Source organism: Ligilactobacillus ceti DSM 22408, assembly GCF_000423245.1.
GTDB classification, from domain to species: domain Bacteria; phylum Bacillota; class Bacilli; order Lactobacillales; family Lactobacillaceae; genus Ligilactobacillus; species Ligilactobacillus ceti.
Genome location: NZ_KE383993.1, coordinates 739,852 through 756,756, shown reverse-complemented (window position 1 = coordinate 756,756; position 16,905 = coordinate 739,852). Strand labels below are relative to the sequence as shown.

Below are 16,905 nucleotides of genomic sequence, written 5' to 3'. Positions count from 1 at the left end.
ATATGAAGAAAAAAATAATTTGGGGTAGTAGTATAGGTGCTTTTTGTCTTGTAATAATAGTATTTTTAATTAGTTTATGGCATCCTGTTTTTTTGAAAAAACAAATTGTGGAAGTTGATTATCGAGGAAAGTATCAACCGAAAACTAATTTACAAATGGTGTTATTCGGAAATAAAAAAGCTGTTAAGTATTATGGTCAAGTAGATGTTAATAAATTAGGTACCTATTCTTGTTATTACCTTTATAAAGGAAAAAAATATCCTTTTAACGTTAAAGTTGTTGATCAACAAGCTCCGAAATTAATGGTTAAAAATTATCAAACGGATTTAGTGGCTGATGTAAAACCGCAAGATTTTGTGAAAAAGGTCAGTGATAATAAAAAAGCATATCTTAAATTTGCGGAAAATTATAACAAAGCTAAAAAAGCTGGAAAAACAAATGTGAAAATTATTGCATATGATAAATCAGGTAATGAAACTGAAAAAGATGCTCAGTTAATTCGTAAAAAAGATCAACAAGCACCCAAATTTGAAGCAATACCAGCCATTGAAATTACAACTAATGATCAATTAGATCTTTTAAAAGGTGTTGTTGTGAAAGATAATTTAGACCCGCATCCTAAAGTAACCTATGATAAAAAAGGTCATGATTTTCATCAAGCTGGTACTTATTATTTAGTGTATCAAGCTATTGATCGTAGTGGGAATAAAGCAACAGCTAAACGACGAATTGACGTTAAACAAGCTCATTCAGATGGGGATAAAGTTGTTTATTTAACATTTGATGATGGCCCATCAGCGAATACTGCTAAAATTTTAGATATTTTGAAAAAATTTAAAGTTAAAGGTACATTTTTTGTGACTGGTAATGGACAAAAATATAACTATTTAATTAAACGAGCTTATGCCGAGGGAAATACAATAGGGTTGCATACTTATACGCATAATTATCAAATTTATCGCTCTGCAGCTACTTATTATGCCGATTTGAATCAAATTGAACAAATGGTTCATAATTTAATTGGGATTAAATCAAAGTATATCCGTTTTCCTGGTGGATCTAGTAATACTGTGAGTCGTCAATATCAGCGAGGAATTATGTCATATTTGGTTCGTGATGTAATGAATAAAGGGTATCGTTATTATGATTGGAATTGTTCTTCTGGTGATGCAGCCGGCAATACGATGCCGACTTCATATATTATTCGGAATGCTACAAATGGCAAAGCTAATCATTTGAATATTTTATTCCATGATTCTAAAACAAAAACGACGACAGTAGCTGCCTTGCCAACAGTTATCAAGTATTATTTAAGTCGGGGGTATACATTTAAACCAATTACTGATTTAAGTGTTCAAGTTCATCATGGCGTCAATAATTAAATGACTAGACCAAATAGAGAGATTATAGTAAAAAATCTTGAATTAAATTATTGGATATGATAGTATATTTTTTATCGAATCAGTATTAGTGACCATTCTTGTTTGCTTATTGATTGGTTTTTTGATAACGTAGCTGTTCGCCGTGATTACACCGAATAGTTGCGTTTTTTAGTTATAAATAAAAGAAAGTTAGGTGTCAAAATGGCAAATCATATTGTTTTATTTGAACCGGTGATGCCGGCTAATACAGGTAATATTGCACGGACATGTGCGGCAACCAATACACATTTACATTTAATTGAACCATTAGGATTTTCAACTGATGATAAATATTTAAAACGAGCAGGGTTAGATTATTGGGATAAAGTCCAAATTACTTATCATAAAAATTTACCAGCGTTTTTAGAAACTTTGACAGGGGAAGATGAGCTTTATTTAGTCTCAAAATTTGCGGAAAAAACATATACAGAACGAGATTATCGTAATCTGGAAACTAATCATTACTTCTTATTTGGGAAGGAAACAATGGGGTTACCAGAATTGTTTATGCAAAAGTATGCTAAACATTGTATTCGGATTCCTCAAAATGATGAACATGTGCGCTCTTTAAATTTATCTAATACAGCAGCGATTGTTATCTATGAAGCTTTGCGGCAACAAGATTTTGTGAATTTAGAATTACAACATCAATATATTGATGATAAATTAAAATAAGTGAGAAAAGATTAACAACACTAATAATTAGTGTTGTTAATCTTTTTTTATTTAAAAAGCGATTTAATAAGGATCGTGACTAGAAGCGAGCAGGAAACAACGGGCAAAGTATGTTATAATTTTAAGATAGTTAAAAATTTAATGAGGTGGCTTAAATGGCAAAGAAACGTAAGAGTCGCACCCGTAAACGGAAAAAAACAGAAATTTCAGAACGAATAATCGGCTTTGTTTTTATTATATTAAGTATATTAGGATTTTTTAAATTAGGATATTTAGGGATTACAATTCGCAATGTTTTTCGCTTTTTTATTGGTGACGTTGCACCGATTGGATTAATTTTATTATGCCTTAGTGGATTGATATTATTAATTACCGGAAAAGAACCCAAGATAAAAAAACAATATTGGATTGGTTTTGGTTTAACTTTATTAGGGTTAGATTTATTATTAGAAGCAATTTTATTTAATAAATTGAATTTACATACTAATTTTATTAGTATTACTTGGCAATATTTACGGCAAGATATTTTGAATAATAGTTTAGGAACAGCTGTTGGTGGCGGGATGATTGGTGCCTTTTTATATAGTGGAACTTATTTTCTTGTTTCTCAAATTGGGACTTATATTATTAGTGGGATATTACTCTTTTTTGGATGTTGTGCTTTTTGGAAAATCACACCACAACAAAGTTTAGAGTTTATTGGACAACAATTATATAAAGTTACTAAAGGTGTTCAAAGTACAAGTAAAAAAGCTAAAAATTTTAGTCAACAAAAATATCAAGAACATCAAGAGTTGCAGGCTGAAAAAGCTCAAGCCGAGCGTGAAGCAGCGTTAATGGCACAAATTGAACAAGAAAAACCTGTTTTAAAAACTCAACAAGAGCCAGTGGAAATTAATGAGCAACCCAAAGTGACACAAAATGTTTGGAATGAACCCGTTGAAAAACCGGTGCAACAACAAATTGAATTGGTTGAACAAGGTAAAAAAGATTTACCTAAGCCAAAAAGTATAGTGCAAAATGATGGTGAATATGAATTACCTAGTTTAGCTCTTTTAGAAGATGTGGCACCAACAGATCAAAGTGATGAGCAACGATTAATTCGGCAAAATGAAGCGATATTACAACAAACGTTTGCTAGTTTTGGTGTCGATGTTGAATTAGTGAATACAATTTTAGGGCCAGCTGTTACAAAATATGAACTTCATCCAGCGATTGGTGTGAAAGTAAGTAAGATTGTGAATTTAACAGATGATTTAGCCTTGGCTTTAGCTGCCAAAGATATTCGCATTGAAGCGCCTATTCCAGGTAAATCTTTAATTGGGATTGAAGTACCGAATACTAAAACAGCTATGATTTCTTTTAAAAATATTATGTTGGAACAAAAAGAAAAAGAACATGCACCTTTAGAAGTACCTTTGGGACGTGACGTTTCTGGGAAATTAATTAGTGCTGATTTAGGTAAAATGCCGCATTTGTTAATTGCTGGATCAACAGGTAGTGGGAAATCAGTCGCGATTAATAGTATTATTACTTCCTTATTGATGAATCAACCACCAGAAAATGTCAAAATGATTTTAGTAGATCCGAAAAAAGTTGAATTAGGTGTCTATAATGATATACCGCATTTATTAACACCAGTTGTGACTGATCCGAAAAAAGCAGCTCGTGCTTTAAATAAATTAGTTCAAGAAATGGAACGACGATATGAAATTTTCGCGAATACAGGACAGCGTAAAATTGAAACGTATAATCAAATGGTTGCTCAAGACCCAATGAGCGGAGAAAAATTACCATATATTGTAGCTATTTTAGATGAATTATCAGATTTGATGATGGTAGCATCTAATGAAGTAGAAGACGCGATTATCCGTATTGCTCAAATGGGACGAGCGGCCGGAATTCACTTGATTTTAGCGACTCAAAGACCATCTGTTGATGTTATTACTGGTATTATAAAAGCTAATGTCCCTTCACGGATGGCATTTGCTGTTTCAAGTAATACTGATTCGCGGACTATTATTGATCAAGCTGGAGCGGAAAAACTTTTAGGACGAGGCGATATGTTATTCTTGCCAATGGGGATGAATAAGCCAATTCGTGTGCAAGGTGCGTTTGTTTCTGATCGTGATGTTCAAAATGTAGTGGAACATGTAAAAACACAACGCGGTGCGCAATATGATGCTGAATTAACAGTTACAGATGATGAATTAGCAGCCGAAATGCAAAAAGAAGAGGAAGATCCGTTATTTGCAGAAGCTTTAGAATTTATTAAACAAGAACAAAAATGTAGTATTTCATTATTACAAAGAAGATTTAAAATTGGTTATAATAGATCAGCCCGGATGGTGGAAGAAATGGAAAACCGAGGATATATCGGGCCATCTGAAGGTAGTAAACCACGTAAAGTCTATTTACCAAAAGCTTAAAGAGAAACGCCGTGCCAGGGCAGGGCGTTTTCTTATTGGAATAAATAAGTGTTAGCGAAAGGAGATTGGGAATGAGAAAAGATTTAAAAAACGGTGTGGTATGTCAGGTAATGCCGACAACACAATTTAAAACAAATAAAATTTCCATTTCTTTTATTACAGAAGTAAAAACAGTGACAGAAATTACACAAAGAACCTTATTAGCGTATTTATTAGAAGTAAGCAGTAAAAAATATCCAACACAACAAGTTATTGCGCAAGAGTTATCACAAATGTATGGTGCTGATTTTGGAACTAGTACAACTCGAAATGGTAATTATCATATTATGAAATTTAATTTTAGTTGTGTAAATGATAAGTATTTAACTACGCCAGAAAACTTGTTGACTAAAGGAATTAAGTTTTTAGAGGAAATTATTTTCCGACCATTATTAGTGGATGGTATTTTTGAAAAAGAAACATTTCAACGACAAAAAGAAAACTTCCAAACTTATTTAGCAACGATGCAAGATAATAAGAAAATTGCAGCTTTATTAGCATTACAAAAAGAATATTTTACTAATCCAGTGCAACAAAGTTCAGTGTTAGGGGATTTACAAACATTAAAGCCACTGACAGCACAAGATATTGTTGCTTGTTATCAAAAAATGATAACGCAAGATCAGGTCCGAATTGTTGTGTCAGGTGATGTACAAGAAGATGAAGTTGTAGAAGAATTAGCAACTTTACCATTTACAGCACGGGAAAACACATTAGGTTCTATGTATTATCAACAAGCAAACAAAGATGAAGTTGTGGAAAAAGTTGAACAAGAAAAACTTCAACAAAGTAAGTTGAATTTAGCCTATCATTTTCCGATTGATCAAGGGTGTCCTGATTTTCATGCGGCCATTGTTTTTAATGCTCTTTTAGGTGGCGATGCACGCTCATATTTATTTAGAAATATTCGTGAAAAAGCAAGTTTAGCATATTACATCAGTAGTTCATTTGATTCATTTGGACAATATTTTTATATTCAAACTGGAATTAAAAGTAGTGATAAAGAGCAAGTTCAAACTTTAATTGCAGAACAATTCGCGAAAATTATTGCTGGAGAAATTGATGAACAATTATTTGCTGAGATTAAACTTAGTTTGATTAATGAACATTTAAGTCATTTAGATAGTCAAAATTATTTAATGGTTAAAGCTTTACTCCAACCGTTGTTTAAAAAGACACCTACAACAGGAACTTGGATGGAAAATATTCAAAAAGTAACCATTGCGGATGTGCAAGAGGTTGCTAAAAAAATTCAACTACAAGCAATTTATTTCTTAAAAGGAGAGGAAGGATAAGATGAAAGATTTAGCGACAACAGTTCGTTTTGGTGAAACAATTTATACATTGAAATTACCAAACGGATTAACGGTTAATTTATTAGCCCGGCCGCAATATCATAAAACATATGGAGTATTAACAACTAATTATGGATCTGTAGATACAACTTTTATTCCTGAAGGTCAAAATGAACCAGTTACTTATCCGGCGGGCATTGCTCACTTTTTAGAACATAAAATGTTTGATAAAGAAGATTATGATGCTTTTGATTTGTTTGGTAAATATGGTGCTGATTCGAATGCTTTTACTAGTTACACACGGACGAGCTATATGTTTTCTACTACAGAAAATGCCCAAGCATGTGTAACGACATTACTTGATTTTGTACAAACGCCATATTTTACGGATGAAAAAGTTAACAAAGAAAAAGGGATTATTGATCAAGAAATTAAAATGTATGAAGATAATCCGAATTGGGGACTTTTTTCAGGAATTGTTAAAAACATGTATCCACAAACACCGTTAGCTTTAGATATTGCCGGAACTAGTCAATCCATTCAAGAAATTACAGCTCAAGATTTAAATGAATGTTATGCTCATTTTTACCGACCTGAAAATATGAATTTGTTTTTAGTAGGGAATTTTATTGTAGATGATATGATTTCTTTAATTGAAGAAAATCAAGCAGAAAAAGAATTTCCACCATTAACATCACCGCAATATCAGTTTGATTATACAAAAACTGATTTATTACCCTATCGGATGGAAGAACGTGATATTCAACAACCTAAAACTATTATAGGTATTAAAGGGTTAGATCAAGTTCCGGCCGGACGAGCAGGATTATTTTATTATTTTAAAATTGAAATCTTAATGCAATTGCTATATTCCGAAAGTACACCGCAATATTTAGCAATGTATAATCAAGGCGTTATTGATGATTCATTTGATTATGATTTCTTGTTAGAGCGTGGATTTCATTTTGCGACAATTTATGGTAATACAAAAGATCCGCAAGCTTTTGTTAAACAAGTAATTCAAATTGCTGAAAATGCAGTTGAGACAATTCAAAACCAAACTGAAGCGTTTGAATTAGCTAAAAAAGAATTAGTAGGACGCTTAATAACAAGTTTAGATTCATTAGAATCAATCGCAAATAATTATGAAGGTGAATTATTTGCGGGGGCGACATTGTTTGACGTGATTCCTCTAATTGAAAAAATGGAATTAAATGAAGTAGTGGAAGTGGCACAACAATTTATTAAGGAAGAAGCAATTAGTGTTTATCAAATTTTCCCGAAAGAAGATGATATACAATGAAATGGGCTTTAATTATTGGGGCATCAGGTGATATTGGACAACAAATTGCACGTGATTTAGCTCAAGATGGTTGGTCTTTGTATTTACATTATCATCAAAATACAGACAAAATACGTAATTTAGCACAAGAGTTACAAATGGAATATGCTAAGCAAGATTTTTTAACCTTACAATATGATTTAACGGATTGTGAGCATTTAGAGCAGATTACGAATAATTTATTTGCCTTAGATGCTGTTATTTTTGCTCAAGGGACTACCTGGTATAGTTTGTTTTCGGAATTACCAGCGGGACAATTAAGTACGATGTTAAAAATGCAAGTTGAAACTCCATTGTTATTATTACAAAAATTAGAAACAAAATTAACACGTTCACCTAATGGTAGAATTGTTTTTATTGGTTCAATTTATGGTGGCGTTGGGAGTGCGATGGAAGTAGGCTATAGTACTGTCAAAGGAGCTTTAAGTGCATTTGTTAGTGCATATAGTAAAGAGGTTGCTTCACTGGGGATTACTGTAAATGTTGTGGCACCAGGAGCTGTTGATACACAAATGAATATGACTTTTGCTGCTGAAGAAAAGGCTGCTGTTGCTGCAGAAATTCCAGTAGGAAGATTTGCTAAAGTTTCTGAAATTAGTTATTGGGTACAGTCTTTATTATCTGAAAAAGCTGATTATTTAACTGGTCAAACTTTATACGTGACAGGTGGCTGGTTAAAATGATATTCTTGAAATCAATCTTAATAAAATATTAATCAGAGTCTATGATATACTTTATAGAGTATGAAATATGAATTGATTTTTTTAAAAGAAAAGTTATTAAATGAACATGGAGAGTAAAATAGCTATGAGTGATATTGGACAAATTTTAAAAGAAGCAAGAATTGAAAAAGGTTATACTTTAGATGATTTACAACAAATTACCAAAATTCAAAAACGCTATTTGATTGCGATTGAAGAAGAAGATTTTGCGGCTTTACCAGGTGATTTTTATGTTAAAGCTTTTATTCGTCAATATGCGGAAACAGTTGATTTGAATTATGATGATTTTGCTGACGAATTAAATGAAAAATTAGGTCAAAAAGAACCATTACCCATTGAAGAAGTAACATCACGTTTAGCTGAACGACAAGCTAAAGATGATGATAAACCAGATCGTTTTGGTCATTTATTGAAGTATATACCAACTGTTATTATTGTCGTTGTTGTAGCTGCAATTATTGGAACAATTTATGTTGTAGCACGTGGTAATCATAATAAAAACAGTCAACAAATTGAAAATAATACTGAAAAAGTAGCTGTTTCAACTGACGAAACAAGTCAAAAGAAAAAAGTTGCTAAGAAAAAAGCAGCTAAGAAAAAAGCTGCCAAAGATAAAGCAACAGCTAAAGAAAAAGAACAAAAAATTGTGTCTACAAGTGTACAAGGATCCAGATTTGTATATGATTTAACAAATGCTCCAGCTACAAATGTTTTACAACTAAAAGTGCAAGGTCGTGCAGCTTGGAATGCAGTGACAGCAGATGGCGTGCAAATTTGGCAAGGTACTTTGGCACCGGGAGCTACTAAAGAAGTTAAATTACCAGAAAACACGAAAAAGATTATGTTGAACTTAGGAAATTCTAAAGGTACTGAAATTGAAATTAACGGTAAGAAATTTGATTTCCTCAAAGAAGATGCTAACAAGAGCGTACGAACAATAGTTATTAATGTTGCAAGTAAAGATAAAAAAGCAGCGGATAAACCAGCAGAAGCATCATCTAGTTCAAGTACAACAACTAGTCAAAATGCAGATTAATTAAGGAGCGAATAAATTTATGAATTTACCAAATAAATTAACGGTGTTAAGAATTTTCTTAATACCAGTATTTATGATTGTTTTATTAGTCCCATTTAATTGGGGTGAAGTTGTTTGGGGTGGCGCGACAATTCCCGTTACTCAATTAATTGGTGCAATTATTTTTGCCGTGGCTTCTTTAACAGATTATGCCGATGGTCAAATTGCTCGTAAATATAATTTAGTATCTAATTTCGGTAAATTTGCAGATCCATTAGCTGATAAAATGTTAGTAATGACAGCGTTTATTATTCTAGTTCAAATGGGTAAAGTACCTGCTTGGGTTGCTGCCATTATTGTGTGTCGTGAATTAGCTGTTACTGGATTACGATTATTAGTTGTGGAAAATAACGGTAAAGTTATGGCAGCAGCTATGCCAGGTAAAATTAAGACAGCAACACAAATGTTTTCAATTGTGTTCTTATTCTTGAATGATATCTTCTTTACAGTTATTCATATTCCAATGGGTCAAATTTTATTATATGTATGTTTATTCTTCACAGTTTATTCAGGATGGGATTATTTCCACAATAGCCGCGAAATATTTGCTGATTCATTTGAAAAATAAAAAAACTTCGCTAGTCTATCAATTAGTATCACAGAACAAGGTGATTAAAAGATTTTCTAGCGAAGTTTTTGCGTTTTAAACAGTTGGTTGACGTATTTATCAATGAGAGGATAAGTTGAGTAAAGTTAACGTAACTTGAGTTTTTAGATTTTTAAAAGTATTATTATAAAAGAAGATATGGACTTGTTTTAAGGAGGAAATTAAATGGCTGATGAAAGAAAAGATGCTTTAGAAACAGCATTGAAAAAAATTGAAAAGAACTTTGGTAAAGGTTCAATTATGCGTATGGGTGATAAAGCTGATACAAAAATTTCAACAATCCCAAGTGGATCTTTAGCTTTAGATGAAGCTTTAGGTGTTGGTGGGTATCCACGTGGACGGATTGTGGAAGTTTACGGACCAGAAAGTTCTGGTAAAACAACAGTTGCATTACATGCGGTTGCAGAAGTGCAAAAACGTGGTGGGACAGCTGCATATATCGATGCGGAAAATGCATTGGATCCAGCATATGCTACAGCTTTAGGTGTTAATATTGATGATTTATTATTATCTCAACCTGATACAGGGGAACAAGGGTTAGAAATTGCTGATGCATTAGTTTCTTCCGGCGCAATTGATATTGTTGTTATTGATTCTGTTGCAGCACTTGTACCTCGTGCTGAAATTGAAGGTGAAATGGGTGATGCCCATGTTGGGTTGCAAGCTCGTTTAATGTCTCAAGCTTTGCGTAAATTATCTGGGACAATTAATAAAACAAAAACTATTGCGATTTTCATTAACCAAATTCGTGAAAAAGTTGGGATCATGTTTGGTAATCCAGAAACAACTCCAGGTGGACGTGCCCTTAAATTCTATTCAACAGTTCGTTTAGAAGTTCGTCGTGGTGAAACTATTAAAAACGGTTCTGATATTATGGGTAATCGGACAAAGATTAAAGTTGTGAAAAATAAAGTTGCTCCACCATTTAGAGTGGCAATTGTTGATATTATGTATGGAGAAGGTATTTCCAAAACGGGTGAATTAATTGATATGGCCGTTGAAAAAGATATTATTAACAAGAGTGGTTCTTGGTTCTCTTATGGAGATGTTCGAATTGGTCAAGGTCGTGAAAATGCGAAAACTTATATGAAAGAACATCCTGAAGTTATGAATGAAATTGTTGCTAAAGTTCGGACTGCTTATGGAATTGGTGATGATGAAACAACTGAAGAAGCACCAACTAAAGAAACAGCTAAAAAAGCAACAACTAAAACAAAAGCAAAAGATAAAGACGCTAAATAATATGTTTGAAAGACATTTTCTGGAACGAAAGTGTCTTTTTTGCATACAAGTAAAAATAAAAGTAGTAAGATAATTAATAAAAAATAAAAAGGTTGTGACAAGATTGAAAATTGGATTTATCGGTGTCGGAAATATGTCATCAGCAATTATAAAAGGTTTATTAGCGGTTGATTTTGTAAAACCAGCTGATATTTATGTGCATAGTGGAACAAAAAGTAAATATGAAGCTTTTGCTAAGGAATACGGATTAACTACATGTGAAAGTAATAGTGAAGTTGTTCAAAGTGCCGATTATGTGATGTTAGGAATTAAGCCTTATATTTTAACTGATATTTTAAAAGAAATTAAAGAAACTGTTCGTCAAGAAAATGTAATCTTGATTTCGATGGTGACCGGGATTTCGTTAGCTGAAATGCAAGCAGATTTAGAAAATGATGATGCTAAAATTGTGCGTATTATGCCTAATGTTAATGTGGAAATTAACGAAGGGATGACAGCGTTAAAACCAAATAAGGCTGTTAAAGAAAGCGAATTTCAAGATACTGTAGATATTTTTACTGCCTTAGGACAAGTAATTGAACTACCAGAAAAAGACTTTAGTATTTTTGTTGCTTTGGCGGGTAGTTCTCCTGCATTTATTTATTTTTTCATTGATTCATTAGCGCGAGCAGGGGTTAAATATGGATTGACTAAAAAACAAGCTGATCAAATTGTTGCGCAAGCAGTGCTGGGGAGTGCTAAAAAAGTTTTAACTACCGATAAAACACCATTTGAATTAGTGGATGATGTTTGTTCACCAGGTGGCACGACAATAGCAGGTTTGTTAGCTTTAGAAGAAGCAGGGTTTATGACTTCGGTTGTAAAAGCTGTTGATGCTACTGTTCAAAAAGATCAAAATAAATAAAAAACAGACCTTGAAATTTTGGTATATACCAATTATAATAAAGATGAATCATGCTAATTTAGATAAGGTGGCGTATAAAATGAGTACAGTATTAAAACATGCAGTGATTTATACCGGTAAAGAAAAGATTGAAGATGGTTATATTCGTTTTGATGAACAAATTAAAGCGATTGGTAAAACAGCTGATTATCAAGCTGAGCCGGGAGATAAAGTCGTTGATTTAAATGGGCAAATTGTTGTTCCAGGTTTTATTGATGTGCACAGTCATGGTGGATATAGTTTTGATGCAATGGATGGTAATCCAAAAGAAATTTCACAGATGGTAGATGAAATGGTTCATGAAGGGATTACGTCTTATTTTGCGACAACGATGACACAATCGCATGAAAATATTGCTAATGCAATGGTAGGAATTAAAAAAGCTGCTGAAATGAATCCAGTTATTCAAGGTATTCATTTAGAAGGGCCTTTTATTTCGCCAGTTTTCAAGGGTGCTCAACCTGAAGAATATATTCAAGCTCCGGACATTGAGTTATTTGCGAAATGGCATCAATTATCTGGTAATCGGATTAAAGTTGTCACATATGCTCCAGAACATGAAACTTCACCAGCCTTTGAAGAATTTTGTATTGAACATCAGATTGTTCCTTCTGTTGGTCATAGTAATGCAACTCGGCAAGAAATGAAACATTCTAAAGCAAGTCATGTTACTCATTTATATAATGCACAAAGACCTTTGAAACATCGGGAACCTGGTGTAACAGGACATGCGTTTTTAGAAGATAATATTTATTGTGAAGTAATTGCAGATGGATTCCATATTGATCCGGAAATGGTTAAAATGGCGTATGAATTAAAAGGGCCGGAAAGAATTGAATTAATTACTGATTCTATGCGTGCCAAAGGAATGCCAGAAGGTGAATCTGAATTGGGTGGGCAAAAAGTTATTGTTAAAGATAAACAAGCTCGTCTTGAATCAGGTAACTTAGCAGGTTCTGTTTTAGAATTCCAAGATGCATTTAAAAATATTATGAAATTTACAGGGTGTAGCATTGAAGATGCTGTTATGATGTCTTCAGTTAACCAAGCTCGGGAATTTAATTTAACACAAAAAGGAACACTTGAAGTCGGCAAAGATGCTGATATCAATGTTTTTAATTCTGATATTATGTTACAATCAACATATAGTTTGGGTCGTTTATACCAAAAATAAAAATTATTAATTCGAGGTGATCTTATGGGTTCGCCGATTTATATTCAAATCCATAACCAAATTAAAACATGGATTGAATCGGATAAGTGGTCAGTAGGAGACCGGATTCCTTCAGAAAGAGAATTAGCTAGTCAATTTGGTGTGAGTCGGATGACTTTACGTCAAGCTATTCAAACATTAGTTGATGAGGGGATTTTAGAAAGACATGTTGGTGCAGGGACATATGTTTCGCGCAAGAAAGTTCAAGAAAAGATGTCTGTTGTAACTAGTTTTACAGCATTAACTGAAGCACAAGGAAAAACACCATCTAGTAAGACAATTTCTTTCATTGTGACAACACCATCATTAAGTGAAATTGAAAAATTAAAATTAGCCGACAACCAGCGTGTTTTACGCATGGAACGGATTCGTTATGCAGACGATGTCCCAATTTGTTTTGAAGTAGCGACAGTACCTTATGAACTTGTGAAAGAATATGATCGTGAACAAATCACACAATCTTTATATCGAACATTAGAATCACAAGGTTTAAGAATCGGACATTCACAACAAATTGTTTCCTCGATGTTAGCATCTGAAAAAATTGCTGATTATCTAGATTTAAAACGTGGCGATGCTATATTACGTTTACGTCAAATTACTTTACTAGGAGACGGCACACCGTTTGAATATGTTCGAACACAATATGCGGGCAATCGTTTTGAATTTTATTTAGAAAAATAAATAACTAATAAAAAGTCTTGGACTATTGAAAATGATAGTGCAAGGCTTTTTTGTTGAGTCGTTTGCGATTGGATAGATATGATATACTTTAAAAGATTGTAAATAGCTAAGTTAAAACTAGTTTTGTGAATTAAAAAGACTTAAAATAAAAATAAATTAATTCGTTAATGGAGGTTTACTGATGAATTCTTTACAAAAACAAATTATTCAAGAATTAAAAGTTCAACCTGTAATTGATGCGCAACAAGAAATTCGACGCTCAATTGATTTTATGAAAGCATATTTATTAAAACATCCGTTTTTAAAAACTTTAGTATTAGGTATTTCGGGTGGACAAGATTCAACATTGGCGGGTAAATTATGCCAAATGGCGATTACTGAATTACGCAATGAAACTCAAAATGATGAATATCAATTTATTGCAGTACGTTTGCCATATGGCATTCAATGTGATGAAGATGATGCGCAAGCTGCCTTAGCGTTTATGCAACCTGATCAAGTGATGACTGTGAATATCAAAGCAGCTACAGAGGCGATGGTTGCTGACTTAAAGGCTAATGAAATCACAATTACGGATTTCAATAAAGGAAATATTAAAGCAAGACAAAGAATGATTGCTCAATATGGGATTGCAGCTAGTAAAGCAGGAGCTGTTGTTGGTACTGATCATGCTGCAGAAGCAATTACTGGTTTTTATACTAAGTTTGGTGATGGTGGAGCGGATATTACACCGTTATGGCGTTTGAATAAACGTCAAGGTCGTGAACTTTTAAAATGGTTAGGAGCACCGGCAGAACTTTATTTAAAAGTTCCGACAGCTGATTTAGAAGAAGATCGTCCGGCTTTACCTGATGAACAAGCTTTAGGTGTAACATATGATAATTTAGATGATTATTTAGAAGGTCGTGAACTATCATCAGAAATCATGACTAAAATTGAAAATTGGTATTTAAAAACACAACATAAACGTCATTTGCCGATTACAGTGTATGATGATTTTTGGAAATAATAACTTATTAAAGTGAAAGTTGGTCAGTTATGGAAGAAAAATATGTAAAACAAATGGCAAAAACGCCTTATACAAAAGAGCAAATCGTCACTGTTTTGGATTTATTATCAAGTGGTAATACAGTTCCATTTATTGCGCGTTATCGGAAAGAACAAACTAAAAGTTTAGATGAAGTCCAAATCCGTGATATTCAAGCGACATATCAAGCAATTGAAAAGTTAGAAACACGGAAAGAAAGTATTTTAAAACAAATTAAAGAACAAGGTAAATTAACACATAATTTAAAAAATGCAATTGTCAAGGCGGCTGATTTACAAACTGTTGAAGATTTATATTTACCATATAAACAAAAGCGCCAAACCAAGGCTCAAATTGCTAAAGATGCTGGATTAACACCTTTAGCAAATGCAATTTTAAGTTTGAAAGATAATTTAGAAGTTCAAAAGTATCTTAATCCGGAAAAAAAGATCAAGACAGAAGAAGATGCTTTAAATGGTGCTCATGAGATTTTAGTAGAAGCCATTGCAGAAGATTTGAAGAATCGTCAATATGTTCGGAAAAAATTTGAACAAACAGCTTTGCTAGTTTCAGATGTTAAAGATGAACAAATTGATGAAAAAGGTATTTATCGAGATTATTATGAATTTACCCAAAGTGCTAAAACGATTAAAAATTATCGTATATTAGCTATTAATCGTGGGGAAAAAGCTGGTGTTTTAAAAGTTAAATTAACAATCGATGATGACGTAGTTATGAGATATTTCCATAGTCGTTATGCAATGCAAGCTCAGGGCCAAAATGAAAAACTACTTGTCGCTGCTTATCAAGATAGTTATCGCCGTTTTATTAGACCTGCGATTGAACGTGAGTTACGTAAAAGTTTAACGCAACAAGCAGAAGAACAAGCGATTAAAGTTTTTGGTGAAAATCTATATAATTTATTAATGCAGGCTCCATTGAAAGAAAGAGTCGTATTAGGTTTAGATCCAGCCTATCGGACAGGATGTAAGTTAGCTGTTGTGGATAAAACAGGTAAGTTTTTAACTAAAACAGTAATTTATCCTCATGAAAAAGCTAAAGGTGCTAAAGTTGATCCTAAATTACGACAAGCTGCAAAAAATACATTGTTAAGATTAATCGCTGAATATCAAGTCGATATGATTGCGATTGGTAATGGAACTGCGAGTCGAGAATCTGAACAATTTGTTGCGGAAGTGTTACATGATGTCCAACGACCTGTCTATTATGTGATTGTAAACGAGGCAGGTGCTTCAATTTACTCTGGTAGTGAATTAGCTCGGCAAGAATTTCCAGATTTACAAATTGAAGAACGTTCTGCTATTAGTATCGCCCGACGGTTGCAAGATCCTTTAGCTGAATTAATTAAAATTGATCCGAAATCTATTGGTGTGGGTCAATATCAATATGATTTACCGGCGAAAGATTTAACAACTGAGTTAGATCATGTAATTGAAACAAGTGTGAATCAAGTGGGTGTGGATTTGAATACAGCTAGTCCGCAATTGTTAGAACATATATCTGGTTTAAATAAAACGATTGCACAAAATATTGTGGGTTATCGGAATGAAAATGGTAAATTTACTGAACGTAAAAAATTAAAAGCAGTACCACGGTTAGGTCCGAAAGCTTATGAACAAGCAGCTGGTTTTTTACGGATTGTAGCAGGGGGAAATCCATTAGATAATACAGATATTCACCCTGAAAGTTATCCAGTTGCGCAAAAATTATTAAGTTTGATAAATTTAACAGTTGATGATCTAGGTACACCAGAGTTAATTGAACGATTAACGCCATTAACAGCGCAGGAAATTGCACAACAGCTACAAGTAGGTATTCCAACTATTCAAGATATTAAAGAAAGTCTGTTAAAACCAGGTCGTGATCAACGGGATCAAATGCCTGCTCCGTTATTACGTTCTGATGTCTTACGATTAGAAGATTTAAAACCAGGTTTGAAATTACAAGGGACTGTCCGAAATGTTGTTGATTTTGGTGCGTTTGTTGATATTGGTGTTAAACAAGATGGTTTAGTTCATATTTCGCAAATAAGTCAACGTTTCTTGAAACATCCAAGTGAAGTAGTAGCCATTGGAGATATTGTCGATGTTTGGGTTTTAGAAGTTGATGAAAAAAGAGGGCGGATTCAATTAACAATGGTTCCGACAAAAAGCTAATCAGAAATAATAAA

General features: G+C 33.1%; 14 protein-coding genes. All 14 read left to right on the top strand.

The features are described from left to right. Positions 1-2 precede the first annotated feature (2 nt). On the top strand, positions 3-1,382 hold the full coding sequence (locus G540_RS0106530; protein ID WP_027107465.1) for a polysaccharide deacetylase family protein: 1,380 nt from the start codon (positions 3-5) through the stop codon (positions 1,380-1,382). A gap of 201 nt (positions 1,383-1,583) precedes the next feature. Next, positions 1,584-2,096 carry a tRNA (uridine(34)/cytosine(34)/5-carboxymethylaminomethyluridine(34)-2'-O)-methyltransferase TrmL gene (gene trmL, locus G540_RS0106525; RefSeq protein ID WP_027107464.1) on the top strand — a complete coding sequence of 171 codons (513 nt, stop codon included), beginning with the start codon at positions 1,584-1,586 and terminating at the stop codon, positions 2,094-2,096. A 155-nt stretch (positions 2,097-2,251) separates the two neighbouring features. Beyond that, positions 2,252-4,525 carry a DNA translocase FtsK gene (locus tag G540_RS0106520; RefSeq protein WP_027107463.1) on the top strand — a complete coding sequence of 758 codons (2,274 nt, stop codon included), beginning with the start codon at positions 2,252-2,254 and terminating at the stop codon, positions 4,523-4,525. A 71-nt stretch (positions 4,526-4,596) separates the two neighbouring features. Then, on the top strand, positions 4,597-5,859 hold the full coding sequence (gene yfmF, locus G540_RS0106515) for an EF-P 5-aminopentanol modification-associated protein YfmF (RefSeq protein ID WP_027107462.1): 1,263 nt from the start codon (positions 4,597-4,599) through the stop codon (positions 5,857-5,859). Between the two features lies 1 nt (position 5,860). Further along, positions 5,861-7,162 (top strand): EF-P 5-aminopentanol modification-associated protein YfmH, encoded by a 1,302-nt coding sequence (gene yfmH, locus G540_RS0106510; protein ID WP_027107461.1) that lies wholly within the window; start codon positions 5,861-5,863, stop codon positions 7,160-7,162. Beyond that, on the top strand, positions 7,159-7,884 hold the full coding sequence (ymfI, locus tag G540_RS0106505) for an elongation factor P 5-aminopentanone reductase (RefSeq protein WP_027107460.1): 726 nt from the start codon (positions 7,159-7,161) through the stop codon (positions 7,882-7,884). Before yfmH ends, ymfI begins: the two co-directional genes overlap by 4 nt. A gap of 106 nt (positions 7,885-7,990) precedes the next feature. Next, positions 7,991-8,959, top strand: a complete 969-nt coding sequence (locus tag G540_RS07175) for a helix-turn-helix domain-containing protein (RefSeq protein WP_244874304.1) — start codon at positions 7,991-7,993, stop codon at positions 8,957-8,959. A 19-nt stretch (positions 8,960-8,978) separates the two neighbouring features. Beyond that, positions 8,979-9,566 (top strand): CDP-diacylglycerol--glycerol-3-phosphate 3-phosphatidyltransferase, encoded by a 588-nt coding sequence (pgsA, locus tag G540_RS0106495; RefSeq protein ID WP_027107459.1) that lies wholly within the window; start codon positions 8,979-8,981, stop codon positions 9,564-9,566. A gap of 204 nt (positions 9,567-9,770) precedes the next feature. Continuing rightward, entirely contained in the window at positions 9,771-10,847 is a 1,077-nt protein-coding gene (gene recA, locus G540_RS0106490) for a recombinase RecA (RefSeq protein ID WP_027107458.1), read from the top strand. A 103-nt stretch (positions 10,848-10,950) separates the two neighbouring features. Continuing rightward, the gene (gene proC / locus G540_RS0106485) at positions 10,951-11,751 is read left to right on the top strand and encodes a pyrroline-5-carboxylate reductase (protein WP_027107457.1); all 801 of its coding nucleotides are present in this window, start codon (positions 10,951-10,953) and stop codon (positions 11,749-11,751) included. Positions 11,752-11,830: 79 nt separating this feature from the next. Further along, positions 11,831-12,964, top strand: a complete 1,134-nt coding sequence (gene nagA / locus G540_RS0106480; protein WP_027107456.1) for an N-acetylglucosamine-6-phosphate deacetylase — start codon at positions 11,831-11,833, stop codon at positions 12,962-12,964. 24 nt (positions 12,965-12,988) lie between these two features. After that, a complete protein-coding gene (locus tag G540_RS0106475) occupies positions 12,989-13,687 on the top strand; it encodes a GntR family transcriptional regulator (protein WP_027107455.1) in 699 nt (232 codons plus the stop codon). Between the two features lie 181 nt (positions 13,688-13,868). Then, positions 13,869-14,696: an ammonia-dependent NAD(+) synthetase gene (nadE, locus tag G540_RS0106470; RefSeq protein ID WP_027107454.1), complete on the top strand. Its 828-nt coding sequence runs from the start codon at positions 13,869-13,871 to the stop codon at positions 14,694-14,696. A 29-nt stretch (positions 14,697-14,725) separates the two neighbouring features. Beyond that, positions 14,726-16,891, top strand: coding sequence for a Tex family protein (locus tag G540_RS0106465; protein ID WP_027107453.1), 2,166 nt, complete (start codon positions 14,726-14,728; stop codon positions 16,889-16,891). Positions 16,892-16,905: the final 14 nt, after the last annotated feature.

Bases quoted from the DNA above. Each gene is read 5' to 3' on its own strand.
- G540_RS0106530 (WP_027107465.1), top strand. From the start codon at position 3: ATGAAGAAAAAAATAATTTGGGGTAGTAGTATAGGTGCTTTTTGTCTT.
- trmL (WP_027107464.1), top strand. From the start codon at position 1,584: ATGGCAAATCATATTGTTTTATTTGAACCGGTGATGCCGGCTAATACA.
- G540_RS0106520 (WP_027107463.1), top strand. From the start codon at position 2,252: ATGGCAAAGAAACGTAAGAGTCGCACCCGTAAACGGAAAAAAACAGAA.
- yfmF (WP_027107462.1), top strand. From the start codon at position 4,597: ATGAGAAAAGATTTAAAAAACGGTGTGGTATGTCAGGTAATGCCGACA.
- yfmH (WP_027107461.1), top strand. From the start codon at position 5,861: ATGAAAGATTTAGCGACAACAGTTCGTTTTGGTGAAACAATTTATACA.
- ymfI (WP_027107460.1), top strand. From the start codon at position 7,159: ATGAAATGGGCTTTAATTATTGGGGCATCAGGTGATATTGGACAACAA.
- G540_RS07175 (WP_244874304.1), top strand. From the start codon at position 7,991: ATGGAGAGTAAAATAGCTATGAGTGATATTGGACAAATTTTAAAAGAA.
- pgsA (WP_027107459.1), top strand. From the start codon at position 8,979: ATGAATTTACCAAATAAATTAACGGTGTTAAGAATTTTCTTAATACCA.
- recA (WP_027107458.1), top strand. From the start codon at position 9,771: ATGGCTGATGAAAGAAAAGATGCTTTAGAAACAGCATTGAAAAAAATT.
- nagA (WP_027107456.1), top strand. From the start codon at position 11,831: ATGAGTACAGTATTAAAACATGCAGTGATTTATACCGGTAAAGAAAAG.
- G540_RS0106475 (WP_027107455.1), top strand. From the start codon at position 12,989: ATGGGTTCGCCGATTTATATTCAAATCCATAACCAAATTAAAACATGG.
- nadE (WP_027107454.1), top strand. From the start codon at position 13,869: ATGAATTCTTTACAAAAACAAATTATTCAAGAATTAAAAGTTCAACCT.
- G540_RS0106465 (WP_027107453.1), top strand. From the start codon at position 14,726: ATGGAAGAAAAATATGTAAAACAAATGGCAAAAACGCCTTATACAAAA.